The organism is Jatrophihabitans telluris, from assembly GCF_023516435.1.
GTDB classification, from domain to species: Bacteria; Actinomycetota; Actinomycetes; order Mycobacteriales; family Jatrophihabitantaceae; genus Jatrophihabitans_A; species Jatrophihabitans_A telluris.
This window is the reverse complement of record NZ_CP097332.1, coordinates 3,144,799-3,156,977: the sequence shown is the minus strand read 5'-3', so window position 1 is coordinate 3,156,977 and position 12,179 is coordinate 3,144,799. Positions and strand designations below refer to the sequence as shown.

The window sequence follows — 12,179 nt, the reverse complement described above, 5'->3', positions numbered from 1 at the left end:
GGGGCCGATGGGCCGCACCCGCACGGCGCACCGGTCATTGTGGAACGCATGGTGACGCGGATGACGTGGATGACGTGGATGACCCGGACGGCGGGGATGACGCGGATGGCGGGGATGGCGGGAATGACGAAGAGCCTGTCCGAATTGGTGTTCCCGTTGCGTTGCGTGGTGTGCGGGCGCGCTGCGACGGCCTGGTGCGCCTCGTGCCGGCCGCGCCCGTTCGCGGTCACCGTCACCACCGATCCCGTGCCGATCGTCGCGGCAGCGCGCTATGACGGCGCGGTCCGCAGCGCGTTGCTGGCCTACAAGGAGCGTCGAGTGCTCGGTTTGACCGATGCGCTGGGCGAATATCTGCACGTCGCGCTGGACGCTGTCGATCCGGCCGGGCGCGCTGTCCTCGTCCCGGTTCCCTCGCGGGCGTCGGCGGCGCGGGTCCGCGGCGGGGACCATCTACTGCGGTTACTGCGCCGCACCGAGACGGTCCAACCCGTGGCTCGGATGCTGGCCGTGTCGCCGACGGTGCGGGACTCCGCCGGCCTGTCCGAGCAGCAGCGCAGAACCAACCTCGACGGCCGGATGTGGGTGGTCGGCCCACCGCCGGCCGTGCCGTTGCCGCTGTCCGGCGCCGGTGTCCCACCGCTTGTGCTCGTCGATGACATCGTGACGACGGCCAGCACCATTCGCGAGGCGCATCGTGCCCTGTCCGCGACCGGCTGGCCCGTCCTCGGGGCCGTGGTCATCGCAGCGACGCAGCGTCGTAAACCCCTGATCCGGCCGGGCAATCGGGCGTCGGCCGCACCGCGCGGCAGGGCGGATCGCGTCACAGATTTGAGTCCGATTCGTCCTGAGATCACTGCACAGTGAATTCACTCCCGAAACTTGGGCATAAGGGGTGGGCAGATCGTCCAGATGCGTCTAGCGTTGCTGTGACCAAGTACAGGAAAGGAGCCAGCGCGAGGTTGTCGCGACTGGCGGGCCTAACTGGTTCTCGGTCCGCGATCCGCGACGTGCCTGCCTTCGCGCTGGTAGCCGCAAGCAAGCACTAGGAGGTCGCGTGGAGATCGTCGTCAGGGGCCGTAATGTCGAGGTCCCGGATCATTACCGTCAGCATGTCGCCGAGAAACTTGCCCGCATCGAACGGTACGACGATCGGATACTGCGAGCCGATGTAGAGCTCCTGCACGAGAAGAATCCACGGCAGTCCGAGATTTGCCAGCGCGTCGAGATCACCTGCCGGACCCGCGGGCCGGTCGTGCGCGCTGAGGCCTGCGCAGCCGATTTCTACAAGGCCCTCGACAGCGCGGTCGACCGCCTGGAGCGCAAGTTCCGCCAGGCAGCGGATCGGCGCCGTGTGCACCACGGCCGGCACACGCCGAAATCGGTCGCGGCGGCCACCGGTGCCCTGGTCGAGCCACCGCCGTCGGTGGGGGTCGCTCTGGCCGAGTTGGACGTCGACGACTCCGGTCCCTACGACGGTCCAGGGCAGGTGGTCCGTGAAAAGGAGCATCCGGCCAAGCCGATGACGATTGACCAGGCGTTGTTCGAGATGGAGCTCGTCGGGCACGACTTCTTCCTGTTCGCCGATGCCGACTCCGGCCGGGCGAGCGTGGTCTACCGGCGCAAGGGCTACGACTACGGGGTCATTCGCCTGGTGGAGTAGCTCGACGCCTGCAGGTGCGCCAGGGCGGGGTGCGAGTGGCCGGGTCTGATCGCTGGGCCTGGCCCCGCGCCCTGCTCGACGTCAGGCGTCCGGCGCGACCTCCCCGGACGGGTAGCCTTGGCTGTCGTGAGTGCAACTGACAACGCCGTCGAACTAGCCCAGGTCGCCGGGCACGCTGCCGCCGACAAGCTGGCCACCGACATCGTCCTGATCGACGTGAGCGATCGCCTGGCCATCACCGACGTGTTCGTGATCGCCACCGGCAGCAACGAACGCCAGGTCGAGGCCATCGTCGACGAGGTCGAGGAGAAGCTGCGCCTGGCCGGCGTGAAACCGCTCCGCCGCGAAGGCAAGCGCGACGGGCGCTGGGTATTGCTGGACTACGCCGAGATCGTGGTCCACGTGCAGCACTCCGAGGAGCGCGTCTTCTACTCGCTCGAGCGCCTGTGGAAGGACTGCCCCTTCATCGCGTTCGACCCGGAGGCAGCGACGCCGGTCATCGCCACCGTCACCGCTTCGGTCGGCAACGCGGCTGACGACAGCGACGACAGCGACGACAGCGACCATGCCGGCAGTAACCACAGCGCCCACACGGACAGCGATGCCGACAGCGATGCCGACGGCGGCGCCGACGGCGGCGCCGACGGCGATGTCGACGGCGATGCCGACCAAACCGCCGACCAAACCGCCGCCGGTGAGGCCTGAGTGCTCCGACGGATCGTCATCCTCCGGCACGGCCGCACCCAGTGGAACGCGCAACGGCGCTACCAAGGTCAGTCCGACCCGCCGTTGGACTCCGTAGGCCAGGCCCAGGCCATCCAGGCCGCCGCGCTGATCGCCGCGATGGATCCGGACGTGCTGATCTCCTCAGACCTTCAGCGCGCCAAGCACACCGCCGACAAGGTGGGCTCGCTCGCCGGGTTGCCGGTGGAAGTGGACAAGCGCCTGCGCGAACGCAACCTCGGCCACTGGGAGGGGCTTACCCGAGACGAGGTCGCGGCGCGCTACCCCGACGAGTTCGCAGACTGGCTCGCCGGCCGCGACGTCACTCGGCGGGGTGGTGAGAGCCGCCAAGAAGTCGCCGATCGCGCGATGGGCGTTGTTGCTGAACTTCGCGATGTCGAGCTGGCCGTGTTCGTCAGCCACGGCGCTACCGCGATGTGCCTGACCGCCGCCTTGCTCGGCCTGCCCCAGACCCCGTCAGTGCTCGGCCCGCTCGCCAACTGTCACTGGACCGAGCTGCGCGACGACGGTCAGGGCTGGAACCTACGCGCGCACAACGCCGGCCCGCCGGGACCGGTGATCCCGCTGATCTCACCGGACAACGAACCGGCCGACGCGGACGCCTGAGCACCGAGCCGAGCGCGGCGCCGCAGGCCGGTCCTCCGGTGCTGGCGCTGTCTGACTCGCCGGCCCTCCACGGGTCAACGAAAGCCGCGCTGACAACCGATCAACGCCCGTGGCCCACGCGATGGCGGCCGCGCTCGGCAGCCGTGGTGGCGCAGGTCTGGTCGGCAGCCCACGCCTCGGTCGTCTAGCCTCGTCCCATGCCGAGGTCGCAGCGCGTTGTCGTCGTGACCGACTCGACCTCCTACCTACCCGACGGCTTGGCGGCGTCGCTGAACGTCGCGGTGGTGCCGCTGCAGGTGGATCTCGCCGGGCACTCCGGCCGAGAGGGTGACGAGATCTCCCCGCAGGAGGTGACCGAGGTGCTGCGCGCCAAGGGGTTGGTCACTACTTCCCGGCCCGCTCCGGCAGACTTCGCCGCGGTGTACCGCACGGTGCTCGAGGCGGGCGCGGACGCGGTCGTGTCGGTGCACCTGTCCGCTCAACTGTCGGGCACCTGCGACTCGGCTCGCATCGCCGCTCGTGACTTCGAGAGCAACGGCCGGTCCGTGGTTACCGTGGTGGATTCTCGTGCGACGGCCATGGCGCTGGGATTCAGCGTTATGGCGGCCGCGCACGCGGCCGGTGAAAACGCCGAGGCGGCGGACGTTGCCCAGGCGGCGATCCGGTGCGTGGACCGTAGCTCGGCGCTGTTCTACGTCGACTCGCTGGAATGGCTGCACCGCGGCGGCCGCATCGGCACCGCCGCCGCCATGCTGGGGACGGCCTTGGCGGTCAAGCCGTTGCTGCACCTGGTGGACGGCCGGATCATGCCGCTGGAGAAGGTGCGGACCTCCGGCAAGGCGATCGCGCGGCTGGTCGAACTTGCCGTCGGCGCCGCCGGCGACAACGAGGTGGACGTGGCCGTTCAGCATCTGGCCGCGCCGGACCGGGCCGACGACGTGGCCAGGCAGCTGAAAGAACTCCTACCCCGCCTACGCGAACTGCATCTGTCGGAGGTCGGAGCCGTCGTCGGTGCGCACGTCGGCCCCGGCCTGCTCGGGGTCGTTGTTCACCGGCTCTGATCCTCGGACCGCTTGCGAGGAGAAACGGCCCTATTGGGAAAGGCTGATCTCGATCAGCAGTGGCCGATGATCGCTGGCGATCCGAACGTCCGGAGTGTTGAGTACCGAGACGCCACTCACGGTCAGCCGAGGATCTACGAACGCCGCGTCGATCCGGCGTCGCGGTACGGCGACGCTGGAGGTGATCCCGTCTCCGGTTCCGGCGCTGGCCCACGCGTCCACCCCGCGCGTCTGCAGGGCCTGCCAGACCCGGGAGCCGGGATCGTCGTTGGTGTCCCCGGCGACGATGATCGGAAAGTCGGGTGGGACCTCGCGGTCGATCGCCTGGTGCAGTTCGCGGACATGGCGCAACCGTGGTTCTGCGGCGAGGTCGAGGTGGATGCCGGCGACCGCGAACGGAGCTCCGCTCAGCCGCATCGCCGCGATCGCGCTGCCCCGTTGGTGCAGCTTGCGGTCCTTGCTGAACAACACGTCCGCCTGGTGCTCGACCTCGACCTCGAGCCCGCACAGCAACAGGTTGGCCGCCGCCGGTCGGCCGCCACCGACGACGACGAGGCCGCTGCGTCGCGCGATCCCGGCAGCGGTCGCCCGCCAGCGCAGGAACCGCGGCGCCTCCTGGATGGCGACGACGTTCGGCTCCGCGGATTTGATCACCCGCATGACCGCGTCCGCGTCATCGCGAAGGGACCGGATGTTGTAGACCAGCAGCCGCAGCGTCGTCACGAGCGACATTCTGCCGAACCGCTCAGCAGCCTTCGCTCTTGACCGAACTCGTGACCGCGACGCCGGCCGTCAGCTGGTAGCGACCGGCCGCGGCGAAGGTGGCCTGCAGCTCGCCGTTCGGGGTGGCGAGCAGGCACACCGCGGGGCCGGCTCCGTCGATGCTGGCGATCCGCAGACCCTTGATGGGGCGCACGCGGAAAGTCATCGTGGACGGTCGGGTGACGTCGAAGACGAAGCGCGTCTCGTCGGAGGAAACCAGGTTCGCCTCGACCGGCACGATCGGCTTGGCGTCCTGCACGGCAAAGAGAGTCCACTGACCGTCATGCCAGATCTCGTGCAGATAGTTCAGCCCGAGGCCGACCAGCGAGGCCTCGGCCTGATAGGTCGGACCGGGCGCGTTCGGCACGGCGACCCAGGCGACCGCGTTCACGCTCAGCCACTGCTGGTAGCTGGTGGCCGTCAACGCGTCAGGACGGTAGAAGATCGCGTTGGACGTCGAATCGCTCTGGGTTTCCCAGCCGCGGGCCAGGTAGACGTCGGGCACCAGTTCGGCCGAAGCGCGGTGCGTAGGGGTGTCCAGAATCTCGGCGCGGTGGTTGTCGCGAGCGCCCAGCGTGCCCAGTTCGGCCCGCAGACCCTGGTAGTAGGTCTGCTGGGCCGCCGGCTGGGCCGCGTTGTTGAGGTCCCGCACGACGAGGTAGCCGCTGTAGGCGAACGCGGGAAGCAGCGCCAGCACGACCACCCGGCGCGAGTTGCGGGCCACGGCCCAGATCACCGGCGGCAGCAGCAGGAACGCGTACCGGCTGATGTTCGCGCCCACCCCGGAGGGGATGACGAACAGGGCCAGGCAGGCCAACGCCGAGGCCCACAGCCCGATCCGCATCGGTCGCGGCAGGTCGAGCAACAACGCGGCGAGCATGATGCCGATGCACCATGCCAGCGTCGTCCAGGCGAATGGCATCGGTGACGGCGCGCCGAAAAGCAGTGCGGGCACGGCGATGCCGAGCACGCTCGGGATCCCGAACCGGATCAACCGGCCCCGCCAGTCGGGTCGGGCCAGTGCGGGCCCGATCAGGACGAGCAGGATGAAGACCGGCGCCAGCGGGGAGAACAGGGTGGCCAGGGCATTGACGACACCGCCGAGCAAGGGACGTCCGCGTAGCAGCAGGAGCAGACCCGCCAGCGAGATCGCGATACCGACGGAGAACGGCACCCGACCGGACCACAGGTTGCACAACGCCGAGATGACGACCAGGTACGCCGCGGATCGGTGACGGTAGGTGTTGGCCAACAGCGGTCGGGCGAGAAAACCGATCGCGATGACCGAGGCCGCCGCGAGGGTGGTGACGCCGACAACGGACGCCACGGCCGGTGTGAGGATCGAGTACTGGCCAGGGGACGAGCCGCCGAACCACGACAGCCAGTACCCCAGGCCCACATGCCTGGCCGCCGCGCCGGCCCGGGCATCGGCCGCCTGCAGATCAGCGACCGGCGGCTTGACCACCACGAACAGCAGGGAACCGGCCACTGCCAGAAACAAGTGGCCCTTGGCCAGCCACCAGTCCCTGGTCGTTCGTTCGGGGCGACGGCCGGTCGGCGGCACACCCGGCGTTGCCGGCGCGGGGACGACGGTGGCGTCGGTGGCGTCGGTGGCGACGACGGTGGCGTCGGTGGCGGCGTCGGAGCGCGCGGGCAGCGTATCGCTGCGCTGCGCAACCGGTCCCATTGCCGCTCTCCTCCGCCCGCTGACGCGAACCTGTCGATATGACCCTTTGTGCCCGCCGGTACTGCGTGGCGTCCCGGTCGTCCCGGTCGTCCCGGCGTCCTGGTATTCCGTCGTCCTGGTATTCCGGCGACCCGGCTTCCCGGGCCTCCCGAAGCCGATCGTGGGGGTGCATTCTGCTGGGCGGACCGCTCCGGGAGCTTCTCGTGATCCTACCGTGACGCACCCGCAGAATTCGGCTCCCGCAATCGCGACGCCGGCTGTCCACAGGGGCGAGCGCCATCCACAGGAGCTCCCGCACAGCATCCCGCCGCCCCCGGTCGTCCTAGCGTCGAACCCGTGCGACGAGGTTCGGAGGGGTTGTCCCGGTGGCGGCGGGCCGCGCTGTCCAGAGCGGCGGAGTTCGGCGTGCGCGCCGGCGCTCCCGAATTGGCGGGCCCGGCCCTGTCGGACCAGCCCGGCTACGACGGACGCCATCGATCCGGTCCCGGTCCGCAGCCGTTCAGTCGGTATCGGACCGTCGTCGAGCACCGGACCGCCTTGGCGGTCACGCTGGTGGCCGTAGTTGTCGCCGTCTTGTCGCTGATGTGGCTCAGCGCCTCCCAACCGCGCTCCCTGGCGGGCGCTGGCGCAGCAACGTCGGCCGCGCACCCGGCTGAGTCCGCCAACCCTACGAAGGGCCTGCGCGCTTCCTCCCCGGGCGCGACATCGGTGGAGCGAGCCGGGCTGAGCGCGTTACCCCAGGCATCGGCTGGGACGGCGACGTCGGCCGGGTCGTTGATTGCGCCGGCTTCTGGTTCCGTCGTCGTCGTCGACGTCGCGGGCAAGGTGCGCCGGCCCGGGGTCTACCGCCTGCCCGCGGGGTCTCGTGTGATCGACGCGGTGCACGCGGCGGGCGGAGCCAACCCGGGTCTGGACCTGGCCACCGTCAACCTGGCCCGCTCGCTCATCGACGGCGAGCAGATCGCCATCGGGATCACCGGGGTGGCCGCGCCAGCGGTTCCCGCCCCATCCGGCGGAACCGGTTCGGCAGCCGGGGGCTCGAGCGCGCCGGTGAATCTGAACACCGCCACTGCCGATCAGCTGGACGCCCTTCCAGGGGTGGGCCCCGTGCTTGCGCAGCGCATCGTCGACTATCGCAGCCAGCACGGCCGGTTCGTCTCGGTCGATCAGCTCAATTCGGTGCCGGGGATCGGCGACTCCAAGTTCGCCGACCTTGCCCCGCTGGTGTCCGTCTCGTGACCGGCGGGTCGACCGACACTCGATTGGCCGCCGGTGGCGTGGTGGCCTGGACGGTCGCGGCGGTGGCGGTCAACGGTGGACCCCGAGTGGCCGTCGTCCTGCTCACGGGTGCCCTGATCGTCGTGGCCGTCACCTCGTGGCCTGCACGCTCGGATCGGCGCTCGCACCGGCGATCGCACCGGCGATCGCACCGGCATGGGAAGCGTCGTCGGGGTCGGCTCTCGGGTCGGCCCGTTCCCGGGGTTCTGCCATTCCTCGCCGGTTGCGCCGTGATCGTATTGGCGCCGTTGTCGGTTCGGTTGATCACCGCCGCGACCCCGCCCATCGCCGGGCTTGTGACGGGCCGCGCCACGGTGGTCGCCGAGCTGACGGCGACCTCCGATCCCCATCCGCTGGGTTCCCTCGGCGCGAGCGGGGTCGCCCGTGCCGCGATCGAAGGAAGACTGAGCAGCGTCGCCACCGGGTCCAGCCACATTCCGGTCACCGGACGTGTCGTCGTACTCGCGCCGCTGCAGCAATGGCGGTCGGTGTTGCCCGGGCAGCGTTTGCGGGTTGTGGCTCGGCTGTCGCCGCCACTGCACGACCGGTTGGCGGTCGCGGCGCTGGCCGCACGCTCGGCACCGGAACTTCTCGGACGGCCACCGTGGTGGCAGCGCGGGGCCGGAGCGGTCCGCGCCGGGCTACGCCGAGCGTGTTCCGGGCTGCCGGCGCTGGTGCGCGGGCTGCTGCCGGGGTTGGTCGACGGGGACACCACGGACCTCGATCCGGTGCTCGCCGACCGCTTTCGCACCGCCGGGCTGACGCATTTGGTCGCGGTGTCGGGCACGAACTGCTCCATCGTGGTGGGCGCGGTCACGTTGGTGCTGCGGCGGCTGCGTTCCTCACCTCGCTCGATCGCGGCCGGTGGGGCACTGGTGCTGATCGGATTCGTCGTGATCGCCCGTCCCTCGCCGAGTGTGTTGCGCGCCGCGGTGATGGCCGCGATCGCGCTGGCTGGACTGGCGAGTGGACGACCGCGCGCGGCGTTACCCACCTTGGCGGCCGCGGTCATCGTGCTGCTCGGGTGGGAGCCTCAGCTGGCGTGGGACGCTGGGTTCGCCCTGTCCGTGGGCGCGACCGCATCACTGATGCTCGTCGCTCCGGGATGGGTGGGCCGGCTGCGCCGCCGCCGGGTGCCCGCTGGTGTCGCCGAGGCCATCGCGGTGGCGGCGGCGGCGCACATCGCGACCGCGCCGTTGATCGTTGCCCTCAGCGGACGGTTCAGCCTCGTCGCCGTCCTGGCCAATGTGCTCGCCGAGCCGGTCGTCGCGGCGGCGACGATGCTCGGATTCCTCGCCGCTCTGACCTCGGTCGTCTGCCTACCGGTCGCGGCGCTTCTCGCCCAGCTGGCAGGTTGGCCGTGTCGATGGCTCGTCACGGTGGCCGACTGGAGCGGGTCGTTGCCCGGCGCGTCGCTGCCCTGGCCCTCTGGTCTGTTCGGCGCTCTGTTGCTGCTAATGCTCACCGGGTGCGTCATCCTCCTGTGCCGGTCGGCGACCGCGCGGGCGGCGATGGCCGTCGGCGCGGCCGTCGGGCTTCTCATCCAGATCCCGGTCCGCTCGGTCGTCGTCGCGTGGCCCCCGCCCGGGTGGCTGATGGTCGTCTGCGATGTCGGCCAGGGTGACGCGCTGGCACTCAACGCCGGCGATCACGGCGCCGTCGTGATCGATGCGGGTCCCGATCCTGTCGCCGCCGACCGGTGCCTCACTGAGCTGGGTGTTCAGCGGATTCCCCTGTTGCTGCTCACCCATGCACATCTGGACCACGTGGGCGGCATCGCCGGCACGGTCCACGGACGATCGGTCGGCCAGGCCTTCACCTCGATGCTGACCGAGCCCGAGGCCGGCCACCGGCTGGCGCGCACGGTGCTGGCTGAGCACGGAGTGAGTCTGCAGGCGGCCACAGCGGGACAGTCGTTCGAGCTGGGGTCGGAGCCGAATCGGCTCAGCGTGACGGTTTTGGGCCCTGCCCATGCCTTCTCCGGCACCCGCTCCGACCCGAACAACAGCTCGCTGGTCGTGACGGCCACAACCCACGGCCGCCGTATTCTGCTCGCCGCCGATGCGGAGGTCGAGGCCCAGGACGAGCTGTTGGCGCGGCCGGAGCTGCTTCGTGCGGACATCCTGAAGGTCCCGCATCACGGCAGTGCCTACTCAGACCCCACCTTTCTCCGCGCGGTCGGCGAGCAGCGTGCCCTCATCTCGGTCGGACGGCACAACGACTACGGCCATCCCGCGCCGAGCCTGCTTGAGGAACTGGCTCGCGAGCGGGTGCCGGTGTACCGGACCGACGAGTCCGGAGATCTGGCCGTCGTCGCGCGTGGCGGTGCCCTGTGGGTGCTCGGACGTGACACCCGAAGTGGCAACGCCGCCGGACCCACGCCGCGCTGTCGGTGCCGGATGGCACGATGGGCCCATGTCCAGCCCGTCCAGTACCGTGCCGCCGCTCACGCTGGTGGTCGGGGACGAGGAATTCCTGATCAGTCGCGCGCTGGACTCGATCCGTCAACGCGCGATGGCCGCCGATCCGAACACCGAGGTCCACGAGGTCGACGCCGTTGGCCTCGAGTCGGTGGAACTGATCCAGCTGCTCAGCCCGTCGTTGTTCGGTGGCGGCCGGCTCATCGTCTTCCGCTCGGCCCAGGACCTCCCGGCCTCCGCCGTCGCGAGCGTGCTCCCGATGCTGCTCGACACCGATCCGGAAACTCTCATCGTGGTCCAGCACCTCGGCGGTGCGAAGGGCAAAGCAGTTCTGGACTTCCTCCGCAAAGCACGCCCGGCTGAGATCGCGTGTGCCAAAGTCACCCGTCCCGAGGAGCGCATGAACTTCCTCCGAGAGGAGGTGAGCCGCTTTCGTGGACGGATGACCGCGGACGGGGCGGCCGCGCTGATCGACGCGGTCGGTACCGACCTGCGCGAGATCTCCGCCGTCGTTGCCCAGCTGATCGGTGACACCGGTGGCACGATCGATGCCACGGCGGTCGCCGCCTACCACCGTGGCCGGGCGGAGATGACCGGATTCGCCGTCGCCGACGAGGTCGTCGTCGGCAACACCTCCACCGCTCTGACAAACCTTCGGTGGGCGTTGAACATCGGGGTCCCGCACGTCCTCCTCGCCGACGCCATCGCCGAAGGGGTGAGGTCGGTCGCGCGGGTTTCGGGCGCCGGGCCGGGCGATCCCTTCGCGCTGGCTCCGGCCCTCGGGATGCCGCCGTGGAAGGTCAAACGAGCCCGGTCCCAGGCGCGCGGGTGGAATGACGAGGGCCTCACGGAGGCCATGGCGATAGCCGCCGCCCTGAACGCCGACGTCAAGGGCAACGCGGCCGATCCCGACTATGCGCTGGAATCAGCGGTGCGCAAGATCATCGCGGCCCGAGCCCAAGGCGCGCGCCGCCGAGGCTGAGCGAACCCGCAGCCGCGTCTCCGAGACAGCACGAAGCCCGCACGCCACCGGCATCGCCGATGATCGAGCGGGCTTCGAACGGGAGAACAGGCGCAGATCAGAGGGCGTTGGCGCGCTGCGCCATCGCCGACTTCTTGTTCGCTGCCTGGTTGGAGTGGATGACGCCCTTGCTCACGGCCTTGTCGAGCTGCCGCGAGGCGTGCAGGTAGGCGGTAGCCGCCTTGTCCTTGTCGCCTGCGTCGGCCGCCGCACGGAAGGCGCGGACGGCCGTCTTGAGCGAGCTCTTCACGCTCTTGTTGCGCAGCCGAGCGGCCTCGTTGGTCTTGATCCGCTTGATCTGGGACTTGATATTCGCCACGAAGATGCCTCTGTCGCCTAGCCGGTGGATGCTGTCTCGAAGTGCTGGTGTTGTGCGCTGCCTGCCGCCGGAGGAGACCCGAAACGGGGCCGACAGCGGGTGGACAACCGCGCCAGCTTATCAGCGGGCTCGGTCGCCACCCAAATCGTCCAGCGCTCGAGTGTGGGTCTGACCGGCGGCGCTCCGCGGCCCGGTACGTGCGGATTACTTGCGGACCGTGACCAGCTCGAACCGGGTGTACAGGAACGTGCGCGAGGCATCCGGTGCCGACAGGACCTCAGCGACCGGGCCGTCCTCGCCGTCATCCGAGCCGTAGGCCAGTGCCACACCGCCCGAGAAATAGATCGGGCTGTCAACCGGTGCCACATCGGTCAGCCGGACGACCACGTAGCGGTCACCGATCTCGGCGATGAGGGTGCTGGCCTCGGCGTCGCTTCCGGGATCCTCGCTGGTGTGCACCGACAGCACCTGCTGCCAGTCCTCGGCGTCGCCGGGGGAGGTGTTCACCAGATCCCCGGCCCGCAGGGCCGTGGCCGGGATCCGGTAGTCGCTGACCGCACGGGGGTCACTTGCTGGACTCGTCATGCGTCCATGATGTCAGCCGGGCCACCCGGGCCGACG

The 12,179-nt window shown here is 70.0% G+C and carries 11 protein-coding genes and 1 pseudogene; 8 read left to right on the top strand and 4 right to left on the bottom strand.

Translation table 11 applies throughout. From position 1 onward, the window contains the following. The first annotated feature begins 60 nt into the window (after positions 1 to 60). The 5 genes from M6D93_RS14615 (at position 61) to M6D93_RS14590 (ending at position 4,071) form a co-directional block, all read left to right on the top strand. Positions 61 to 864, top strand: a complete 804-nt coding sequence (locus M6D93_RS14615; protein ID WP_249770131.1) for a ComF family protein — start codon at positions 61 to 63, stop codon at positions 862 to 864. A gap of 190 nt (positions 865 to 1,054) precedes the next feature. Further along, positions 1,055 to 1,660 carry a ribosome hibernation-promoting factor, HPF/YfiA family gene (gene hpf / locus M6D93_RS19535; protein ID WP_347343497.1) on the top strand — a complete coding sequence of 202 codons (606 nt, stop codon included), beginning with the start codon at positions 1,055 to 1,057 and terminating at the stop codon, positions 1,658 to 1,660. 126 nt (positions 1,661 to 1,786) lie between these two features. Next, positions 1,787 to 2,365: a ribosome silencing factor gene (gene rsfS / locus M6D93_RS14600; RefSeq protein WP_249770125.1), complete on the top strand. Its 579-nt coding sequence runs from the start codon at positions 1,787 to 1,789 to the stop codon at positions 2,363 to 2,365. Continuing rightward, entirely contained in the window at positions 2,366 to 3,010 is a 645-nt protein-coding gene (locus M6D93_RS14595; RefSeq protein WP_249770123.1) for a histidine phosphatase family protein, read from the top strand. It begins immediately after the preceding gene. Between the two features lie 197 nt (positions 3,011 to 3,207). After that, the gene (locus M6D93_RS14590) at positions 3,208 to 4,071 is read left to right on the top strand and encodes a DegV family protein (RefSeq protein ID WP_249770121.1); all 864 of its coding nucleotides are present in this window, start codon (positions 3,208 to 3,210) and stop codon (positions 4,069 to 4,071) included. Positions 4,072 to 4,101: 30 nt separating this feature from the next. Here the strand turns inward: M6D93_RS14590 and M6D93_RS14585 are convergent, their stop codons facing one another. Both M6D93_RS14585 and M6D93_RS14580 read right to left on the bottom strand, forming a co-directional pair. Continuing rightward, on the bottom strand, positions 4,102 to 4,794 hold the full coding sequence (locus M6D93_RS14585; RefSeq protein ID WP_249770119.1) for an endonuclease/exonuclease/phosphatase family protein: 693 nt from the start codon (positions 4,792 to 4,794) through the stop codon (positions 4,102 to 4,104). Positions 4,795 to 4,816: 22 nt separating this feature from the next. Continuing rightward, a complete protein-coding gene (locus M6D93_RS14580) occupies positions 4,817 to 6,520 on the bottom strand; it encodes a hypothetical protein (RefSeq protein WP_249770117.1) in 1,704 nt (567 codons plus the stop codon). Positions 6,521 to 6,856: 336 nt separating this feature from the next. Here M6D93_RS14580 and M6D93_RS14575 point away from each other — a divergent pair, with 336 nt between their 5' ends. From M6D93_RS14575 to holA, 3 genes and pseudogenes are all read left to right on the top strand, one after another. Continuing rightward, a complete protein-coding gene (locus tag M6D93_RS14575; protein ID WP_249770115.1) occupies positions 6,857 to 7,759 on the top strand; it encodes a ComEA family DNA-binding protein in 903 nt (300 codons plus the stop codon). Next, positions 7,756 to 9,894 (top strand): annotated as a pseudogene (locus M6D93_RS14570) (ComEC/Rec2 family competence protein); the annotation flags it as partial. The gene M6D93_RS14575 and the pseudogene M6D93_RS14570, both read left to right, overlap by 4 nt. A 319-nt stretch (positions 9,895 to 10,213) precedes the next feature. Next, positions 10,214 to 11,200, top strand: coding sequence for a DNA polymerase III subunit delta (holA, locus tag M6D93_RS14565; protein ID WP_347343496.1), 987 nt, complete (start codon positions 10,214 to 10,216; stop codon positions 11,198 to 11,200). A 97-nt stretch (positions 11,201 to 11,297) separates the two neighbouring features. Here the strand turns inward: holA and rpsT are convergent, their stop codons facing one another. Together rpsT and M6D93_RS14555 are read right to left on the bottom strand one after the other, a co-directional pair. Further along, entirely contained in the window at positions 11,298 to 11,558 is a 261-nt protein-coding gene (gene rpsT / locus M6D93_RS14560; protein ID WP_249770109.1) for a 30S ribosomal protein S20, read from the bottom strand. 204 nt (positions 11,559 to 11,762) lie between these two features. After that, positions 11,763 to 12,143: a hypothetical protein gene (locus M6D93_RS14555; protein WP_249770107.1), complete on the bottom strand. Its 381-nt coding sequence runs from the start codon at positions 12,141 to 12,143 to the stop codon at positions 11,763 to 11,765. Between the last annotated feature and the right edge of the window lie 36 nt (positions 12,144 to 12,179).